We start from the raw sequence: 18,157 nt of genomic DNA, 5'->3' as shown, positions 1-18,157 counted from the left end.
CCCTCGCCAGGCGCCCGTTTCCCACCCCCACGCACGAGGAAGTTATGACCGACCTGACCTTTGACGACGCCCTCACCGCCGAAGATATCCACAGGGCTGTCCACAGCCTGGCCCGGCTCACCGCCCATCTGCGCACCGGCCCGGAGAACACCGAAGCCGCCGCTCTGCTCGCCCCGCTCGTCCACGCCGCCCCCGCCCTCATCGACACCGTCGCCCAGGTCCTGCGTGAGGTCTCCCGGCTCCTGGCCCAGCACGCCGACGTCCCGTGGGACGCGACCGTGACCGACCTGGTGCGCGAGTATCTCGACGCCGCCACGGCCGTCGATCAGCTGCGCAACCCGCTCAGCAAGACACTGAGCCTGCTGGAACAGGCCCCGATCCGTACCGTGCACGGCGATGGCGGGGGGAGCGGTACATGCCGGTGACCGAGCGACAGTTGGCCGGCTTCCGACGCGACCACGAGTCGACGATCCTGCATTCCACCAGTCCCCGGCACCTCGCGGGCCCCGGTGACGCCCGCCACGTCACCCACGCCCTGCTCGCCGCCGGCTGGACCATCACCTCCGACCCGGCTTCCCCCGAGACTGAGGTCACCAGCCCCGACCTGCAGGCACGGCTGCAAGCCGCACCCCAGTTCAACCCGTCCGGCAGCTGGTGGCGCCTCACGGTCGAGCCGCCCAACTCCCGTAGTTGGTATGCCTCGTTCACCCACCAGGTCCCGGCCGAGATCCTGGCCGGACTCACCGACACGCTCCTCACCCCTGCCCCTGCGGACCCGCCCGATCCGTGGGACCACTTCCGCACAGCGGGCTGGAGCGTCACCCAGAGCGAGAACGGAACCGGCTTCGAGGCCCGCTCGCTCGACCGGCGGGCGGTCGTTGAATACAGCCGCCCCTACGACGACGAGATCTCCTCCTCGTTCTCCTGGCGGATCCGCACCCGGGAGTACCCCGCCGACGCCGCCGAGTCCGCTTTCGACGGTCGCCCGGTCTGGAGCGGCTGGCTCGACGGACACGCCCCCGCGCAGGCCATCGCCGGCTTCATCGCCGCCTTGACCAGCGCCGAACCGCTGCTGCGCGGCTGGGGCCGGCACAACTGGCACCACGACGTCCAGCACGAGCGAACCAGCCGGACCGGCACGGATGTCGCCGACGCTCACCAGCAGCGCCTCAAGCACATCCAGGCCCAGGTCCGCGCCGCGCGACGCCGTCAGCGGCTGGACACCACCCCCTCCTCGGCTCACGTCGGCGCCTCCAACTCCTCGGCGGCTCACACCCGATGACTGATGAAAGACCCCCTGTGGCCTCCCCACCCTCCCCTCCGAGCGTCATCCACCAGCAGCGCCTCGACCAGCTCGCCGCGTTCCTCCACACCGGCGAACAGATCCTGGCCGCGTGGGACGCCTACTCCGACCAGCACACCGACCCCGACAGCTGGCCGTACGACGACGAGTCCTACGGGCGGCGCGCCGCCCGCCGCGACGCCGACACCTGGATCGCCGCCGCCCAGATCCGCCCCTTCGCCCGCGAGCTGATCTCCACCGCCGAAGTCCAGCTCCAGCAGCTCCCCGCCCGGGCCGTCCAGTCCCACTGGCCGTGGCACCTGGCGGGCGCCGAAGACGCCCTCGACCAGCTCGACGCCTTCGAGGAGGACTATCGCGCCCGCCTCGACGACCTGCCGCCCTCCGCCCGGCCGGGGACAGAGGCATACGACGACCTCATCGACGCCCGCAACGCCGAGGCATGGCACGCACTCAACGAGCTGGCCCTGCACGCCCCCGTGATCCTCGCCATTCACACGACGACGCAACGCACCTCGCCTCGTCTGGAGGCCGTCGCGCCTCGACCCGCTCCAACGGCCTCCGCTGCCGCGGCGCCCGTGGCACGGAGGTGAGCCGCATGCGTTTCCTGCCTGACGATGCGGCCGACGAACTGCTCGTCACCCCGCCCTGCCTGGCCGGGGGCGGGGACCCGCGCTGGGTTACCGTGGCCCTCCACCAGGCCGGGGGTTGGCGCTACGACCACACTCCGCTCTCCCCGATCGTCCATCTGGTCCGGCCCGACCAGCAGGCCGAGCTGAGCCTGTACCCGGACCCGGACGAGCCGTGGTGGACGATCCTCCACGCCCCCACCGACGAACACCCCGCCTGGTACGCCCGGTTCGGGGCGCGCCTCCCGGTGGAGATCCTCGCCGCGTTCACCGACGCCCTCACCGAGCCCGCCCCCGAAGCGGCGGCGGCGAGTGATCCCTTCGAGATCCTGTACGCGGCCGGCTGGCTGGAACACTCCGACGTCTCGGCCTCGTCCCCCGACAGCCCCGTCCGTGTCGAGCGCGCCAGCCAGGGGCAAGGCAGCTGGTTCGTCACCACCTCCCTGCCCGGCGACCCCGACACGGTGATCTGGCGCGCCCACCTCGGCGCCGACACCCCGCTCCACCTGGTCGCCGCCTTCACCAGCGCCCTCACCGACCCCGCACCGCTGCGCCGCGACCCGCTCGCCCTCCCCTTCCAGGCTCGTCCCCACCTGCGGACGGCCCCCGCTCCGACGGGCCCGCCGGGCGGGCTGGATCCGCTGGAGCAGCGCGTCCAAGACCTCGGCGCCCGCCGCCGGCGTGGCGCGCCCTTGCTGCCGCCGCGTCGGCCGCAGCCGCCACCGCGCCGTACGCGCTGACCCGGCCACACCCCTCACTCCGGAATCCTGCCCTTGCCCCACGCCTCCCCCGCCTCCTCCAGCAGCGACGGCTACGACATCGCCTTCAAGGTGCTCCTCGGCGCCCTCGCGATCGCCGTCCCCCTGTCCAACCTCGCCTGGCTGTGCGGCAACCTCGCCGCCTGGGCCACCCACTCCGGTCCCTGGGCGCCGTACCAGCCCATCAACGCCCTCCTGCACCCCGACCAGCTCTGGCCCACCGCCGGAGAAACGACCCTGCTCATCGGTGCCCGCATCATCCCCGTCACCGTGATGATCGCCCTCGCCGTCACCGCCGCAGTCGTCTGGTCACGACACAAGAACTCCGGCAGTGGCCGGAAGAAGAAGATCGCCGGCATGGCCAAGGCGAAGGACATCGAGCCGCTGATGGCCCGGGCGATCACCGCCAAGGCCCGCTCCCTGCGCCCCAGCCTGAAGGACGCCAAGCACATCGATGCCGCCGACACCGGCATCCTCCTCGGCAACCTCCAGGGCACCAAGCACGAGGTCCGCATGGGGTACGAGGACGTCGCCGTCGCCATCATGGCGCCCCGCTCCGGCAAGACCACCTCGCTCGCGATCCCCTCGATCCTCGCCGCGCCCGGCCCCGTCCTGCTGACCTCCAACAAGGCCGCCGGCGACGCCTACACCGCCACCCTCGACGCACGACAGAGGACCGGCCGGACGTGGTCGATGGACCCGCAGCAGATCGCCCACGCCGAACGGGAGATGTGGTGGAACCCGCTCGCCGACGCCAGGACCCTCGACGGCGCAGGCCGTCTGGCCGGCCACTTCCTCGCGGCTTCCGTGGACGCCAGCCAGCAGGGCGACTTCTGGTCCAAGGCCGGCAGCAACATCCTGTCGCAGCTGTTCCTCGCCGCGGCTCTCGACGAACGGCCCATCACCGACGTCATGCAGTGGCTGGCCTTCCCCGCCGACCGCACCCCCCTCGACATCCTGCGCGACCACCAGTTCAGCGCGGTGGCCGCCCAGCTCAAGGGCACCGTCGAAGGACCGCCCGAAACCCGGGACGGCATCTACGAAACCGCCCGACAGTACGCCGCAGCCCTCCTCAACAGCGATATCGCGGCGTGGGTCACCCCGCAGAAGGACGTGCCCGAGTTCCGGCCGTCGGAGTTCGTCTCGTCCACGGACACTCTGTACCTGCTGTCGAAGGACGGTGGCGGCGGCGCCAGTGCCCTGATCGCGGCGTGCGCGGACTCCGTCATGCGCGCGGCGACCGCGCAGGCCGAGCGCGCCGGCGGACGGCTCGACCCGCCCATGCTCGCGATCCTCGACGAGGCCGCCAACGTCTGCAAGATCTCCGATCTGCCCGACCTGTACAGCCACTTGGGCTCGCGCGGCATCATCCCCATCACGATCCTGCAGTCCTACCGCCAGGGCCAGAAAGTCTGGGGCGACGCGGGCATGGACGCCATGTGGTCCGCGAGCACCGTCAAGGTGATCGGCTCCGGCATCGACGATCCCGACTTCGCCGACAAACTCTCCCGCCTCATCGGCGACCACGACGTGGAGACCACCTCGACCTCCATCTCCGACTCGGGCAAGTCGACCTCCGTGTCGATGCGGCAGGAACGGATCCTGCCCGCGGACGCGATCCGCGCCCTGCCCAAAGGCACCGCCCTGTGCTTCGCCACCGGCATGCGCGCCGCCATGCTCGACCTGCGCCCCTGGTACGCGGAGCCCGACGCCGACGCACTGACTGCCGCCTCCGCCCGCGCATCGAAGGCCATCACCGCCCGCGCCGTCGCCAAGCACGCCCCGCAGCAAAGCGACTACGGTCCCGCCGCCTGACCACCCACCACGCCCGAGCACCCCGCCGGGCTGCCCCACCTGTACCCAGCCACCGGGATGACCAATAGCCATCACCGACCACCACGACGTCTTCATCGGCTCGACCGATGACGGATGGACGTTCGCCGTCCTCAACCGCCCCATCCGCAACGCCGCCCGGCACCTGACCGCAGCAGGCTTCACGGCCCGCCAGCACCAGGGCCGCACCCTCTACCTCCTGCCGCCCGGGACCGCCGAGGACGCGCATGAGCGCGCCGGCGTCGCCTTCTACGGGCTCCTGTCCCACACCATGGACCTCGTCGACCTCGCCTGGACCACGCGCTACCCCCGCACCACCGACGCCGAGCCCGAGGCGACCATGCACTTCCACGACGGCATGGTCACCGCCACCGCGGTCACCGACCGGGCCAGGGGTGTCCTCATCCAGCACGGCTTCACCTCGACGAAGGCAACGCGGGAGTACACACTTCCCGCTGAGTTCGGTGAATCCGACGCCGTGGGTGCGGTGGTCTGTGCCGAATCCCACCTCTACACGCTCGGCGCCAGCGTGCGCGTCGACCTCGGGATCCCGACCCTCCAGGACATCCCGCCCGGGCCCTCCGGCCGTCCAGCCACGCCCGCGACACCCTCCCCGGACCAGGCCCACCGACGCAGCCGCTGACCACCAAGCCCCCGGCCCTCACCCGGAACAGCACCATTCACCAGATCGACCTGCAAGCCGAGATCGCCCAACTGCGGCAACTCGGCAGCGCCTTCGAGGACTTGCACAGCGAAGTCCGCTCACTCACCCTCACACCCGGCACCGACGCCCGGCAGCAACTCACGTCGAAGATCCTCTCACGAACGAGCTGGTCCAACAGGCCATGGAACGCCTGGCCGCCCTCGACGGCAGCCAGTACGCCGCCGTACCCGGCAGCCGCCCGTCCCTGGAAGCGCTCGCCTCCGTCATCTTCGCCGCCAGTATCGCCGCATCCGACTTGGCCGGCGCGCTGGAGGCCAACCCTCTGGAGGGCGCCGCGTTCCCCGGCCCGCCGGCCGATGAAGCAGCCGTGCGCACGGCACGGCACACGGAGGCCGTCCCCGCCATGGCGGAGCACCTCGCGGACGCCGCCCACCAGCTGAACCTGGCCCACACCGGCTGCTACTACCTCGCCAGCGGCATCAGCCGGGACCTGAAACAGCACGCCGAACAGCAGCAGGCGACACCCGTGCCGGAGATCACGGCCAGCCAGTACGCCGTCCTCGCCCGGCTGTCCGCAGGAGGCGGCATCCGTTACGTAATCAGCCGGCACGGCGTGCTCAAGGCCATCGACAAGGACCGGGCCACCGTGAACGTCGCCACCCTCAACGCCCTGATCAAGCGAGGACTCGTCGAGGTGGACACCACGACACCCCTGCACCAGGGCCAGCGCCTCGACGTCACCGCCGACGGCCGGCGTGCCCTCGCCCAGCACAAGCCCACCACGGTTGCCGCCCGAGCAGCGGCCGTGATGCCTCCTGCCACGAAGCAGGGAGCGGGCCGCAGACGGTGAGCTTCGCCCCGGCGGACCGCGTCCTGGCCTCCCCGCGCCACCTGGCCGGCGGCGGACTGGACCGGATCGGCGACACGCTCGGTCCGTTGATCCACCTGTTCGGCTGGAACTACACGCACGACGCCTTCAGCGACCAGCCGCGTGCCGACGGATCTTTGCCCTCATCGGTACCGACGCAGGACCAAGCTCCAGCCATCGCCGCCACGCCCACCGCTACGCCGCCCTGGGCACGCCACCGCTAATCGTCTCGGCGCCCAAAGGCCAGCGGCACGGGGCTGAACGCCCGGCCCCCTCGGAGTCTCGGGGCCCCGGTACCTGCCTACACCCCACTCACAGCGACAAGCGCAGTGCGGTGTCCAACAGCTGTCTCCGCCGCCCTCAGCGCACGGCTGCCCCTCCAGCGATCCCACCTTCCGGAGTCCACGCCCATGTCCCATCCGCCTTCTGTCACGGAGGTGTTGTCCGTCTCCGCCGCGGACGGCACACCCCTGGCTGTCTACCGCGATACGCCTGTGCGCCCGCGTCGCGACGGCGCGACGGTCGTCCTCGTGCACGGCGCGTCCGTCACCGCCGACTTGTGGCGTCTGCACACCCGGCACCTGACCGGTCTGGGCCTGGGCGTCCTGCGCTACGACCAGCGCGCGCACGGCCACACCTCCCGAGGCCGGGCACCGCTGACGGTCGACCAGCTCGCCGACGACCTGCACCAGATCCTGACCCGCCTCGTCCCCACCGGACCGCTCGTGCTCGCCGGCCACTCCCTGGGCGCCCTGGTCCTGCAGGAACTCACCGCCCTGCACCCCGAGCACCTGACCCGCGTACGGGGCATGGTGCTGCTGTCTCCCACCGCACGCGGTGCGACGGTGCTGCCCGGCCGCGGCCCGTGCGCCTGGCTGTTGGCCGCCGGGCGCAGCCTCGCTGCCCTGACCTGCGCCCACGCACCTCGCGCGGTGGATCTCCTGCGCCGAAGGCTTCCCGCCACGCACCCCCACAGCCTCGCCCCACGCCCCAACCGGTCGGCCGACAGGCCACCGCCGTGCCGCCACGGCGTCCGCCACACCGCGACCGGTGATCTCGCCGCCCTGTGGCAGTCCCTGCGCGACTACAAGCCGCGCGACCTCACCGTCCTGAGCCAGCTCGGCGACCGGCTGCTGCTCATGGCGGGAGCCGACGACCGGCACATCCCCGCCGCCCACACCAAGCAGCTGGCCGCCCACCTCCCGGCCGCCGCACTGGACGTCCTCCCCCGCACCACACACGCCTTGCCCATCCGCCACGCCGCCCTCATCAGCGCCCGCATCGCCCGCCTCGCCGCCGAACCGGGCCGGCCCCATCACCCCCAGGACCAGCTATTTCCAAGCCCCCCGCTTTCCATGCGATTTCACTAGGCGCCGGAATTCAATCCAGCACCATGCTCGCCCTGTCCGCCGAAGGCATCCTCCCCAAGGTCGACTACGCCATTTTTGCCGACACCGGCTGGGAACCCAAAGCCGTCTATTCCCACCTCGACCGCCTCGAACAGGAAATCGCCACCCCTGCAGGCATACCCGTCCTACGCGTCACCGCGGGAAACATTCGAGAGGACGCCCTAGATCCCGAGCACCGCTTCGCGTCCATGCCGCTGTACATCCTCAACCAGGACGGGAAACAGGGCATGACCAGGCGCCAGTGCACCGGGGAATATAAAATAAAACCGATCAAGAAGAAGGTCCGAGAACTTCTCGGATACCCCTACCCCCAGCGCATCCCCAAGGACATATTCGTCGAACAGTGGGTCGGCATCTCGACGGATGAATTCCACCGGGCCAAGGACGCCGACGTCAAGTACATGCGCAACCGACATCCACTCATAGACCTCGGCTGGTCACGCGCAGACTGCATCCGATATTTGACCTCTATCGGCCTGGCCGACACTCCGAAATCGAGCTGCCTCGGTTGTCCATTCCATGGAAACGCACAGTGGAGGAATATCCGGGACAGCAGTCCGGAGGAATGGGCGGACGTGGTCGCGTTCGACGCAGACATCCGCCAGGGCAACGCCCGCGCGAACGCCTCCGGGAACCGGCTGCTGGGCCAGGCGTTCCTGCACCGCTCCCGTGTCCCGCTCGACCAAGCCCCCATCGACCACGTCACCGCCGCGGAGTGGGCTGCGCGCCAGCAGGAACTCGACGATGGTGCCGCTGCGGTGGAGGAGCTGGAGAACGGCGTGGCCGACGGCTGCTCTCCCTGGGCCTGCCGCGGAGCCTCCGAGTACGAGCCGGTGCAGGACGACTTCGGACTGGCCTCGTGAGGAGGATCATCCTCGATCTGTTCGCCGGGCCCGGCGGCTGGAGCCACGCGCTCACCGTCCTCGGCGCGCGGGACATCGGCCTGGAGTGGGACGAGTGGGCCTGCAAGACCCGGGCCACGGCAGGGCAGTTGACGATCCGGACCGATGTCGCCCGCTATCCGACGTGGATCTTCTCCGGCCGGATCCTCGGGCTGATCGCCTCCCCGCCGTGCCAGGCATGGAGCATGGCCGGCAAGCGCCTCGGTCTGGTCGACCAGCCGCTCGTCCACCAGGCCGTCGCCGACCTCGCGGCCGGACGCGACACCCGCGAGCAGCTGCTCGGCGCATGCGCGGACGAACGCTCTCTCCTGGCGGCCGAGCCCATGCGCTACCTGCACGCCCTGAACACCGTGGGCGAGCCCGAGTGGGTGGCCATGGAAGAGGTCCCCGACGTTCTGCCGTTGTGGAAGCAGTACGCGGCCATCCTGCGCGCTTGGGGCTTCTCGGTGTGGGTCGGCATTCTCAACGCCGCTGACTACGGTGTCCCGCAGACCAGGCGGAGGGCGATCTTGCTCGCCTCCCGTGTACGGACCGCCGAGCCCCCACCTCCCACGCATGCACAACTGGCCGAGCCGGAAAGCCTGTTCGGGCCCGGCCGCGCCCGCTGGGTGTCCATGGCGGAGGCTCTGGGCTGGGGCGCCACCGACCGGCCCGTGCCCACTGTGTGCGCGGGCGGCGGACCAGGCGGAGGCCCAGAGCCCTTCCCCTCCGGCTCCCGCAAGACCCTCACTGACGCACGCGCCCGCGGCACCTGGGCACCCCGCCCCGACTCCGAGATCGTCCTGGCGTCCCGGCGAGAGGGCTCCGGCTGGACCGCCCGGCACGGCGCCCGCGACAACCGCCCCGCAGACGCTCCAGCCCCCACATTCACTGCCGAGGCGCACCGCTGGTCGTGGTCACTGCGCAGCAACAACCAGACCAACGCCACCATCCGCCGGTCCGACGAACCCGCCGGCACGCTCTTCTTCGGCCACCGAGCCAACGAGTGCACCTGGGTCGCCGAACCCACCGTCGAGGCAGCGGGGTCGGCACCGGAGCCGATCAAGATCACCGCCCGGGAAGCGGGCGTGCTGCAGAGCTTCCCCGCCGGCTATCCGTGGCAAGGCAACAAGGGCCAGATGTTCTCGCAGATCGGCAACGCCGTCCCCCCTCGCCTGGCCGCACACTTGCTCGCCCCGCACCTCAACAAGCCCTTCAACCCTGCCGACTTCACCCTCGCCGCCTGATGCCCCACACCCCCGATCCCCATGCCGACGACGACCTCGACCGCGTCCCGGCGCCGAAGCCCGTGCACTACGCCGAGCAGGCCCTGCTCGGCGCCCTCCTCATCGAGCCTGCGCATCTGGCCGACACCGAGCCGCTGATCGCCCACCACTTCGACAGCCACACCCACGCCGCGTTGTTCACCGCGATCCGCACACTCCCGCCGCCCGACCCCGCCGCCCACACCAAGGACACCGCCTGGCTCAACGCGGTGCTGGACCACGCCCGTCCTCACGCTCGCGGCCTGAGCGCCTCCTACCTCCACGCTCTCATCCAGTTCTGCCCGCAGCCCAAGCACACTGCGGCATACGCCAGGATGATCCGCGCCGACAACGCTCGCCGGATTCTGCGCGGGCACGCCGAACGCCTCGCGTCCACCGCAACCGACCCGGGCCTGCCCAACCCGGTCGCCGCGACGCTCGGCCTGGCCGACGACATCGGCCGCGTCCTGGATTCCCTCGCCGAACAGTTCGCCCCGCACCCCGGCTCCTTCCCCCGCACGGCACTCCCCCCGGATGTCCCACGGCAGGCCGGCGAGGAAGACCTCGACGAAGAGCGCCTCCTCCTGGCGACCGCCACCGCCTATCCGGCAGAGGTCCAGCAGATGCGGTGGCTGACCGAGGCGGACTTCCTGCTGCCGCTGCACGCCGCGCTCTGGCAGTCCATCACGGCGCTGGTCCACCGCGGCGACATGGTCGACCCGGTCACCGTCCTCGGCGAGGCCCAGCACCGCGGGCTGCTCACCGACTCCCTCACCCCCAAAGACCTGATGGCCCTGGTCTCCACGCCCGCCGGCTCCCCCGAGTACTGGGGCGAGAGAATCCTCCAGCGCGCCCTCCTCGCCCGCGCCCGCGCGGTTGCCGACCGGATCACCGCCTACACCGACGACACCACGAACACCCCCCACCAGCTCATCACCGGCAGCCGCCGCGCCCTGGCCGAGCTCAACTCCCTGCGCACCCGCTGGAACCGCGCCACCACTCCAGCCCCATCGCCCGCCACCCGGCCCTCGGCACGCCCCACCCCGGCCCCCCGAGCCGGTCCGCCCAACTGGCCGGCCTTCACCTCCGCACGCGCCCACCGATGACCTCAATCACCGGACCCGGCCAACCCACCAGCCGGGACCGAACCCGAATCGAGCCCCACCTCCATGTCCGACCACCCGATCGACGCCCACGTCCGCTTCGACACCCACCCCGCCCACACCAGCGCCGTGACCGCCACCCTCACCGGCACCCACCACCGCGCCGCCCAGGCCATCCTGGCCGCCCGCGGCTTCGAGAACCTCGACGACCACACCATGGTCCTGGCCCGGATCGACCACGAAGAGCCCTACTGGGCCCACCAAGCCACCCACGCCCTGCACGCCGAAGGCATCACCACCGAGATCACACCCCGGCTACGTGAAGCCATCGACGAGGAATGGACCTGGGCGAACTACCCCATGCACTGGCTGACCCGCGCCGAGGTACGGGAGGTCTCCAACGCAGCCCAGACCATCTACGACGACATCCGCCACGGCCGGCTCATCATCCACGCCCATGCCCACGACGGCTGGACCACCGTCGCCATCGGCACCTACCTCGACGGAGGGACCGTCGCCCTGCACGGCGAGAACCACCTGCGCTCCATCGCCGACAGACTCGAATCCCCCGCCCAGGCCCTCGCCTCCTTCCAACGCCTTCACGGCGACGCCGTACGCCCCGGACCCGCACCCATGACCGACATCGAACAGCAGACCGCCCAGGCACGCACCAGCCTCCGTTCACCCGACACGGCGCAAACCCCCGCCGCCCCGCACGTCGAGAGGGTCCCCTCCTACGAAGCCGACCCTGGCGACCACGAAGCCCTGCTGAACGACTTCCTCACGGAGAACAACGACTGGGAGAAGTACCGCACCTGGTCGGACGAGACCACTCACGCCGTCCACGAATCGCTCACTCTGCGTGCCGAGTTCGTCCACGAAACCGGCCCCCGCGACACCAACTGGACGCTCGCCGCCTACGAATCACCCGTCGGCGAGCGCCTCTGGCACGCCACCGTCACCGCCAGCACCCCCGTGGAGATCCTGCGCACCCTCCTAGACACCCTGGCCTCCGGTGACGCCTCGGAGATGGCAGTGGGCAGCCCGGTCTCCGAGAAGACCATCGCCGAGGCAACCCGCCCGCTCGCGAGCGCGGGCTGGGAGCACACGGTCGACGGCCGCTGGATCCGGTGGGAGGCACCGGGCGAGGACGCCGCCGGCGTCCAGTTCGACGCCTTCGCCGCCCAGCAGCCCAACAGCCCGCTGCCGACCTGGACCGTCTGGGGCGGCAACGCCGTCCACCAGCCCACCTGGGCACTCCGCTTCTCCCCGTACACCCCGGCGGCCGTCCTGCAGGACCTCACCTTCGAACTCGTCGAAGGGCAAGGACGCCGCCAGGTCCCCGCTGCTACGACTTCGCGACCAGCGATGCTGACTACGCCCGCCCAGGCGCCCGCCCCTCCTGGGCGGGCGCCTGCAGCCGATTCCACCCGGACCCGCTGAACCGTCACCGCCCCAGCCGAACGCCTGCCTGAGAGGGCCGTGCACTGAAAGTGCCGCCCTACGCATTGTCGGTCCGGTTCGCGCAGCAAGAGCCTGGGCCCAGCGTGAAGGCGCTGGGCCCAGGCTCCTCTGCCGTCACCCAGTGATGTGAGCGACAGCGTCGTGGCTGTGGATGCTCTCAAGGTTTCGAACGCGTACAGCATGCTCCAGGCCCCGTTCGCGGCAGGCGAGGCTGACGTCGCGCGCCATGTCCTCGACGAACACGGGGTGGTCGTACGCCTGCATCGTCAGAACGCGTTCGTCGGGCCGCTTGACCAAGGGCACGACAGGGGCGGATGCACACTGTCCCAGGATTCGTACAGCCTCGTGCACCCCGAGGGGATAGGGCGTGTCCCCGTGCCCCATCACGGACAGCGTGACGCGGCTGCGCTGGTTGTGGGCGCCGTAGTCCGAGATAGCTTTCGAGCACGGGCACAAGCTCGTCACCTCGGTCGTGACCGAGGTGATCACCGTCGTGTCGCCGTCGTCCCAGCGTCCTTCGAAACGGGCGTCGTGGACCTGCCACGACTCAGCGCCACTCGCGGGCGCGATCACGCTGGTACTCAACGGGACATCGATCGTGACTGCGAGTGCGGGCGCGTCGAGGAGGTCGGCACCGACCTTCAGGACGTACGGCAACTTGCGCGGATCGAATCGACGAAGGTGATCGTGTGCGAGAGCGACCATGCGGCTCATGTGGGTGCCCCGGCGGTCGTGCTGCAGCCGGACAGTCACTTCGATCTCGGCGATGCCATCCTGGCGGAGGTAGCCGTCCTCGAAGGACAGCGGGTAGCGCAAGCCGCTGATGCCGACGTCGTCGATCGCGATGCCGCGGGAGTCGGTCTCGTTCTGGATGTCGTGCATGATTACTCGCCCCGGTAGGTGCAGCCGGATGTGCACGTCTCGCGGACGGTAAGGGCGGAGAGGCCGGGCAGTGTCGGCTTCAGCCGATCCCAGATCCAGCGGGCGAGGACCTCGCTGGTCGGATTCTCCAGACCCTCGATCTCGTTGAGGTAGTAGTGGTCGAGTCGCGCTTCGATGGGCTTGAAGGCGCGCTTGACGTCACCGAAGTCCATGACCCAGCCCGACTCGGCTCCGACGGGCCCCTCGACGTGGACGATGACCTTGTACGAGTGCCCATGCAGGCGCGCGCACTTGTGGCCCTCGGGCACATTGGGCAGGCGGTGCGCGGATTCGAAGGTGAACTCGCGGAAGATTTCCATTACTGAATTCCCAGATACTTGTGCGTCTGGAGAGAGAGGATCCAGCGCGGGTTCTTCATGCAGTAGTCGACCGTCGCCCTGGTGTTGGCTTCAACGTCCGGACCGTCCATGGGCTGGAGCCGGAAGTACTGGAAGTCCAGGTGCTCGAACTGACTGGGGTCGCCTCCCAACTGAGGGTAAACGAGCTTCAGTTCGTCTCCGCGCTCAACTACCAGTTCGGAGCCGATTTTGGGGCTGACGCAGAGCCAGTCGATGCCTTGCGGCGGTACACGGGTGCCGTTCGTCTCGACGGCAATCTCGAAGCCTCGGGCATGAAGAGCGTCGATCGCTGCCTCATCAAGCTGCAGGAGTGGCTCTCCTCCGGTGCACACCACGAAGCGGTGCTCCCTGGAGGCCGAGGGCCACGCCTGTTCCACCGCCTGTGCGAGATCGTCCGGGGACGCGAAACGGCCGCCGCCTTCTCCATCAGTACCGACGAAGTCTGTGTCGCAGAACTGGCAGATCGCACGGTGGCGATCCTTCTCCAGGCCCGTCCAGAGATTGCACCGCGAGAAGCGGCAGAACACGGCTGGACGACCTGCATGACTCCCTTCGCCTTGAAGGGTGTAGAAGATCTCTTTGACCAGATAGGTCATTCTCACGCGCCCTGGTACTGCACGGGGTCGGTGACACCAGCTTCAGCGAACCCCTTCAGCCGGAGCAGACAGGTCTCGCAGTGCCCGCAGGCCCGACCCTGCTCGTCGGGGTCGTAGCAAGAAGACGTCAGGGAGTAGTCCACGCCCAGGCGCAGTCCCTCGCGGACGATGTCGGCCTTCGACATGGCGATGAGCGGCGAGTGGAGTTTGAGTTCCTGCGTCCCCTCAACGCCTGCACGGGTCGCCAGGTTCGCCATTTTCGCGTACGCGTCCATGTACTCGGGACGGCAGTCCGGGTAGCCGCTGTAGTCGACGGCGGTCACGCCGGTGAAGATGTCGCTCGCGCCGACAGTCTCCGCGTAGGCCAGCGCGAAGGAAAGGAAGATGGTGTTGCGTGCCGGTACGTACGTGATGGGCACGCTGCTGCCCGTGTCCTTGCTGCTGACGTCGTCCAGAGACTCGTGCTTGGGAACCTCGATCTCCGACGTGAGAGCCGAGCCGCCGAAAACTCGCAGATCGATGTCCGCGATGACGTGGCGAGCAACCCCCTGCGCCCCCGCCACCCGCTTCGCGGCCTCAAGCTCCACACTGTGCCGCTGGCCGTAGCGGAAGCTCAGCGCGTACGGCGTGTAGCCCTGATCCTTGGCAATCGCCAGAACGGTCGTCGAGTCCAGGCCGCCGCTCAGTAGAACGATCGCGGGACGCTCCGCCATGCCCTGCTCCCTAGTTAGCTCCGTGTGTACCGCTGCAGCTTACGGGAAAAGTGACAGGTAGAGTGACGCCAACAAACTTCCAGTTATCGGCGTCGGGAGCAGAGCCGCGTGAGGCAACTTTCACTGGTCGTCACGTGCACGGACCGCAAGGCAGCTGCACCAGAGGCCTCACTGCACGCAAGGTCGCTCCCGGCCGGGACAGTGAAAGAACGCTCGGCCCTCTGGAAGGAGCGTGTCGAGAACGCCGCCCGCACGCACTCCCTCACCGAGCTCTACCGCGGCGATCACTGGACACAGTCGCGTCGGCTAACTGCAGCAGCTGCAAAGGCGGGATTCGACGCGCAACTGTGGGTGGCGTCCGCCGGCCTCGGCCTGCAGCCGGTATCTGCAATGGCGCCTTCCTACGCGGCGACCTTCAGCACCCGACACGCCGACTCGGTCGCTTCCTCAGCGGCAGACAGTGGTCAGTGGTGGCGGCACCTCCAAGAAGGAGCTGGGCGCGCAACCTTGCAGGGACTCGGCCAGGGCGGCCCGGTGCTGCTGGTGCTGTCCGAGGTCTACGCGAAGGCGATGGAAGCAGAGCTGCGAGCCCTCGGTGAAGTTGCGAGCGAGGCTCTGATGGTCGGCGGCGTCGAGGAGATCCCCGGCATCCAACGAGTCCCCTCCGATGCAGGGTTGCGCCACGCGCTCGGCGGAACCCTGACGAGTCTGAACGTGCGCATGGCCGCGTCCTGGCTCCAGTACTGCGAACACAGACGACTGACCTCTCCGACGACCAACGACTCCTGGCGCAAGTGGGCGGCGAGCACGTCTAAGCCGGAGCAGCACAACCGCGAGCCCATGTCGGATGAAGAGGTCATCACCTTCATCAAGGAGCAGATCACCTGCTCACCCGGCATCTCACGGACGCGACTCCTGCGTGCACTGCGAGACAGCGGCCGAGCATGCGAGCAGAGCAGATTTGCCGGGTTGTTCATCCGCACCATGGGGGAACAGTGACAGAGAACCTGATCAGACGCAGGGCCCTGCGCATCGAGCAGAACCCCAAGATCCCCCTGTACCTGTTTGCACTCGAAGCAGGGGAAGTCGACCTCGTCGCCGATGTCGCGCGGATCTCGCGTGACGAGGCCGGCAAGCTGTTTGGCTATCAGCGCCCCGAGAAGAAGCACCACGTCAAGCAGATCTTGGAATACCTAGATGGTGACGACGTGCTCTTTCCGAACGGCCTCATTCTCGCGCTGCCCCCCGCAGTGCGCTTCAAGGGAAGTCGCGGCCCTAACCCAAGCGACGGGCTCGCAACCATTGGCACCCTGGAAATTCCCCTCCCGGAATCACGGGAAGCGCCACGCCCAGCCCTCATTGTCGACGGTCAGCAGCGGAGTCTGGCGCTTGCTCGCACCCGGAACTCCAAGATGCCAATCACCATCGCGGGATTTGTAGCCGAGGATCTGGACATTCAACGCGACCAGTTCCTGCGCGTCAATACAGTGTCACCTCTTCCCGGGAACTTGGTCTCAGAACTCCTGCCAGAGGTGAACACCCAACTGCCTACGCGGCTCTCGGCCCGCAAGCTTCCAGCAACTCTAGTAAATGCACTAAACCAGGATGGCGACTCACCCTTTAAAGGTCTGATCAAGCAGGCGTCAACCGTCGCCAGCAAGAAGCCAGAGACCGTCGTTAAAGACAATAGCCTTCTTCAGGCAATCACGGAATCCTTGTCGGCTTCCGGGGTTCTCTTCCCTTACAAAAACTTGTCCAGTGGAACGACCGACACGGCAACTATCCGCAACATTCTCGTTGTTTACTGGACTGCAGTGAGGGACACGTTTCCTGACGCATGGGGAATCTCCCCGACCAAGAGTCGACTGATGCATGGCGTCGGTATTCGCTCCATGGGGCGCCTCATGGATCGCGTCATGGAGCGGGTGTTGTTTGAAGCAGACATCAACTCTAACGACGTCTACGACAGGGTTATGGCGGAACTGGCGCTTGTTGGGCCCCACTGCCACTGGACCAAGGGGCGCTGGTCCGAGATCAACTTCTCCTGGAATGAGCTAGAGAACGTCACGAAGCACATCAACATCCTTTCAAACTATCTGATCCGTGTTTACCGTGAGTCAAGGATGAGCGCATCGTGAAGTTCTACTTTCCAGACAGTCAGGACCAGGTGAGCCCGACATACGACTTCCTCAATGACGAATACTCTCCGTACCGGGTTCGACAGAGAGATGACCTCTACGCTCACCAAGCGGTAAATCCTGCCCCATACGACGGCATCCTAGTCAGCAAGGCCATCGTCGACGGATCCGTAAAGGGCGCAGGGAAATACAGCGCACCTCAGCGCGAGCGACTCTACAGACTTGGAGTGCGAGAATTCTTCAGACTCCCCAAGGAAATGAGGAGCCTCGGGGATTGCGGGGCGTTCAACTACATCGACGAAGAACGCCCTCCCTATTCTGTTGAACAGGTCCTCGACTTCTACCTTGGCTGCCAATTCAATTCCGGGATCAGCATCGACCATGTGATCTTCGGCTACGATCCCGACATCTCCGACACGGATGTAAACCCTGGATGGGCCAAGCGTCGCGAGATTTCACTTGAATTGGCCGAGGAGTTCATTACTGGCGTCAGGGCCAGAAATGCCAAAATTGTCAACGAGGATGACAAGCTCGAACCAGTCGGCGCCGCTCAGGGGTGGAGTCCAGATAGCTACGCGGACAGCGTCGTTCGACTCCAGAAGATGGGCTACAAGCGGATTGCCCTGGGCGGCATGGTGCCATTGAAGACACCCGAAATCATTGCCTGCCTTAAGAATATCGCTAAAGTCCGCGCAGATGAAGTTTACTTCCATTTGCTCGGAATCACCCGCGTGGACAGCATGGAGCGTTTTTCCAAGTACTATGTCGGAAGTTTCGACAGCACCTCAGCATTTCGCCAGGCCTTTATGGACGAGCGGAACAACTACCACACCGCTAACGGTTCCTACACGGCGATCAGGGTCCCGCAGGTCGATGGGAACCTGACCCTCAAGAGACTGATTCTCGCCGGCGTCGTCTCTCAGTCGGAGGCCATCAAGGCGGAGCGGGAATGCCTCCAGTTGTTGCGCAAGTACGATGAGCGCGACGCGGAATCCGAAGAGGTTATGGAGGCGCTGCGCGGCTATCAGGCGCTCCTTGGCGACGAAAAGAAGCTGAAGCACGTCGAGCGGTACAAGCCCACCCTTGACGATCGCCCCTGGGAGGACTGCCCATGCGATCTATGCAAGGAACACAAGATCGAGATGGTCATCTTCCGCGGAACGGAGCGAAACAAGCGCCGCGGATTCCATAACATGACTGTCCTGGAAGCCAAGATGCGCAAGCTGTCGTTCACATAATTACCCAGACCGCGCATA

Annotated in this window: 20 protein-coding genes; 16 read left to right on the top strand and 4 right to left on the bottom strand. The window is 67.8% G+C overall.

Features of this window, described 5'->3' with window-relative positions:
* Positions 1-44 precede the first annotated feature (44 nt).
* The 13 genes from ACWCRJ_RS09675 to ACWCRJ_RS09615 all read left to right on the top strand — a co-directional run bounded on the left by ACWCRJ_RS09675 (position 45) and on the right by ACWCRJ_RS09615 (position 12,153).
* Positions 45-425, top strand: a complete 381-nt coding sequence (locus ACWCRJ_RS09675) for a hypothetical protein (RefSeq protein ID WP_239757751.1) — start codon at positions 45-47, stop codon at positions 423-425.
* Positions 416-1,282 (top strand): DUF317 domain-containing protein, encoded by an 867-nt coding sequence (locus ACWCRJ_RS09670; protein ID WP_239757749.1) that lies wholly within the window; start codon positions 416-418, stop codon positions 1,280-1,282. Before ACWCRJ_RS09675 ends, ACWCRJ_RS09670 begins: the two co-directional genes overlap by 10 nt.
* A gap of 17 nt (positions 1,283-1,299) precedes the next feature.
* A complete protein-coding gene (locus tag ACWCRJ_RS09665) occupies positions 1,300-1,893 on the top strand; it encodes a hypothetical protein (RefSeq protein ID WP_450938759.1) in 594 nt (197 codons plus the stop codon).
* Positions 1,894-1,898: 5 nt separating this feature from the next.
* A complete protein-coding gene (locus ACWCRJ_RS09660) occupies positions 1,899-2,669 on the top strand; it encodes a DUF317 domain-containing protein (protein WP_450938758.1) in 771 nt (256 codons plus the stop codon).
* A 33-nt stretch (positions 2,670-2,702) separates the two neighbouring features.
* Positions 2,703-4,502, top strand: coding sequence for a type IV secretory system conjugative DNA transfer family protein (locus ACWCRJ_RS09655; RefSeq protein ID WP_450938757.1), 1,800 nt, complete (start codon positions 2,703-2,705; stop codon positions 4,500-4,502).
* Positions 4,503-4,791: 289 nt separating this feature from the next.
* Positions 4,792-5,163, top strand: a complete 372-nt coding sequence (locus tag ACWCRJ_RS09650; RefSeq protein ID WP_450938756.1) for a hypothetical protein — start codon at positions 4,792-4,794, stop codon at positions 5,161-5,163.
* A 202-nt stretch (positions 5,164-5,365) separates the two neighbouring features.
* Entirely contained in the window at positions 5,366-6,034 is a 669-nt protein-coding gene (locus tag ACWCRJ_RS09645) for a hypothetical protein (RefSeq protein ID WP_450938755.1), read from the top strand.
* Positions 6,031-6,276 carry a hypothetical protein gene (locus tag ACWCRJ_RS09640; RefSeq protein ID WP_450938754.1) on the top strand — a complete coding sequence of 82 codons (246 nt, stop codon included), beginning with the start codon at positions 6,031-6,033 and terminating at the stop codon, positions 6,274-6,276. Before ACWCRJ_RS09645 ends, ACWCRJ_RS09640 begins: the two co-directional genes overlap by 4 nt.
* 186 nt (positions 6,277-6,462) lie before the next feature.
* Positions 6,463-7,422, top strand: a complete 960-nt coding sequence (locus ACWCRJ_RS09635) for an alpha/beta hydrolase (RefSeq protein ID WP_450938753.1) — start codon at positions 6,463-6,465, stop codon at positions 7,420-7,422.
* Between the two features lie 23 nt (positions 7,423-7,445).
* Positions 7,446-8,324, top strand: coding sequence for a hypothetical protein (locus ACWCRJ_RS09630; RefSeq protein WP_450938752.1), 879 nt, complete (start codon positions 7,446-7,448; stop codon positions 8,322-8,324).
* Positions 8,325-8,329: 5 nt separating this feature from the next.
* Positions 8,330-9,589, top strand: a complete 1,260-nt coding sequence (locus ACWCRJ_RS09625; protein WP_450938911.1) for a DNA cytosine methyltransferase — start codon at positions 8,330-8,332, stop codon at positions 9,587-9,589.
* Entirely contained in the window at positions 9,589-10,713 is a 1,125-nt protein-coding gene (locus ACWCRJ_RS09620) for a DnaB-like helicase N-terminal domain-containing protein (RefSeq protein WP_450938751.1), read from the top strand. The genes ACWCRJ_RS09625 and ACWCRJ_RS09620 overlap by 1 nt, the downstream gene beginning before the upstream one ends.
* Positions 10,714-10,776: 63 nt before the next feature.
* The gene (locus tag ACWCRJ_RS09615) at positions 10,777-12,153 is read left to right on the top strand and encodes a DUF317 domain-containing protein (RefSeq protein ID WP_450938750.1); all 1,377 of its coding nucleotides are present in this window, start codon (positions 10,777-10,779) and stop codon (positions 12,151-12,153) included.
* 135 nt (positions 12,154-12,288) lie between these two features.
* Here ACWCRJ_RS09615 and ACWCRJ_RS09610 read toward each other — a convergent pair whose 3' ends face one another.
* From ACWCRJ_RS09610 to queC, 4 genes are read right to left on the bottom strand one after another with little or no spacing between them, the layout of a single operon-like run.
* Complete coding sequence (locus tag ACWCRJ_RS09610; RefSeq protein WP_450938749.1) at positions 12,289-13,056, bottom strand: GTP cyclohydrolase, FolE2/MptA family; 768 nt, start codon at positions 13,054-13,056, stop codon at positions 12,289-12,291.
* 2 nt (positions 13,057-13,058) lie between these two features.
* The gene (gene queD / locus ACWCRJ_RS09605) at positions 13,059-13,415 is read right to left on the bottom strand and encodes a 6-carboxytetrahydropterin synthase QueD (RefSeq protein ID WP_362713074.1); all 357 of its coding nucleotides are present in this window, start codon (positions 13,413-13,415) and stop codon (positions 13,059-13,061) included.
* Positions 13,415-14,050, bottom strand: coding sequence for a 7-carboxy-7-deazaguanine synthase (gene queE, locus ACWCRJ_RS09600; protein WP_450938748.1), 636 nt, complete (start codon positions 14,048-14,050; stop codon positions 13,415-13,417). Before queE ends, queD begins: the two co-directional genes overlap by 1 nt.
* A 2-nt stretch (positions 14,051-14,052) precedes the next feature.
* Positions 14,053-14,763, bottom strand: coding sequence for a 7-cyano-7-deazaguanine synthase QueC (gene queC / locus ACWCRJ_RS09595; protein WP_450938747.1), 711 nt, complete (start codon positions 14,761-14,763; stop codon positions 14,053-14,055).
* Positions 14,764-15,270: 507 nt separating this feature from the next.
* Here queC and ACWCRJ_RS09590 point away from each other — a divergent pair.
* Genes ACWCRJ_RS09590 through dpdA form a run of 3 tightly spaced genes read left to right on the top strand, consistent with a single transcriptional unit; the run spans position 15,271 to position 18,139 of the window.
* Entirely contained in the window at positions 15,271-15,762 is a 492-nt protein-coding gene (locus ACWCRJ_RS09590) for a hypothetical protein (protein ID WP_450938746.1), read from the top strand.
* On the top strand, positions 15,759-16,901 hold the full coding sequence (dbpB, locus tag ACWCRJ_RS09585; protein ID WP_450938745.1) for a DGQHR domain-containing protein DpdB: 1,143 nt from the start codon (positions 15,759-15,761) through the stop codon (positions 16,899-16,901). Before ACWCRJ_RS09590 ends, dbpB begins: the two co-directional genes overlap by 4 nt.
* Complete coding sequence (dpdA, locus tag ACWCRJ_RS09580) at positions 16,898-18,139, top strand: tRNA-guanine transglycosylase DpdA (protein WP_450938744.1); 1,242 nt, start codon at positions 16,898-16,900, stop codon at positions 18,137-18,139. The genes dbpB and dpdA overlap by 4 nt, the downstream gene beginning before the upstream one ends.
* Positions 18,140-18,157: the final 18 nt, after the last annotated feature.

The organism is Streptomyces sp. NPDC002324, assembly GCF_053593335.1.
Note: the sequence above shows the minus strand (reverse complement) of the source record. Positions and strands in the feature narration are given on the sequence as shown.

Bases quoted from the DNA above. Each gene is read 5' to 3' on its own strand.
- ACWCRJ_RS09610 (WP_450938749.1), bottom strand. From the start codon at position 13,056: ATGCACGACATCCAGAACGAGACCGACTCCCGCGGCATCGCGATCGAC.
- ACWCRJ_RS09675 (WP_239757751.1), top strand. From the start codon at position 45: ATGACCGACCTGACCTTTGACGACGCCCTCACCGCCGAAGATATCCAC.
- queE (WP_450938748.1), bottom strand. From the start codon at position 14,050: ATGACCTATCTGGTCAAAGAGATCTTCTACACCCTTCAAGGCGAAGGG.
- ACWCRJ_RS09645 (WP_450938755.1), top strand. From the start codon at position 5,366: ATGGAACGCCTGGCCGCCCTCGACGGCAGCCAGTACGCCGCCGTACCC.
- ACWCRJ_RS09670 (WP_239757749.1), top strand. From the start codon at position 416: ATGCCGGTGACCGAGCGACAGTTGGCCGGCTTCCGACGCGACCACGAG.
- queC (WP_450938747.1), bottom strand. From the start codon at position 14,763: ATGGCGGAGCGTCCCGCGATCGTTCTACTGAGCGGCGGCCTGGACTCG.
- ACWCRJ_RS09620 (WP_450938751.1), top strand. From the start codon at position 9,589: ATGCCCCACACCCCCGATCCCCATGCCGACGACGACCTCGACCGCGTC.
- queD (WP_362713074.1), bottom strand. From the start codon at position 13,415: ATGGAAATCTTCCGCGAGTTCACCTTCGAATCCGCGCACCGCCTGCCC.
- ACWCRJ_RS09630 (WP_450938752.1), top strand. From the start codon at position 7,446: ATGCTCGCCCTGTCCGCCGAAGGCATCCTCCCCAAGGTCGACTACGCC.
- ACWCRJ_RS09615 (WP_450938750.1), top strand. From the start codon at position 10,777: ATGTCCGACCACCCGATCGACGCCCACGTCCGCTTCGACACCCACCCC.
- ACWCRJ_RS09660 (WP_450938758.1), top strand. From the start codon at position 1,899: ATGCGTTTCCTGCCTGACGATGCGGCCGACGAACTGCTCGTCACCCCG.
- ACWCRJ_RS09635 (WP_450938753.1), top strand. From the start codon at position 6,463: ATGTCCCATCCGCCTTCTGTCACGGAGGTGTTGTCCGTCTCCGCCGCG.
- ACWCRJ_RS09650 (WP_450938756.1), top strand. From the start codon at position 4,792: ATGGACCTCGTCGACCTCGCCTGGACCACGCGCTACCCCCGCACCACC.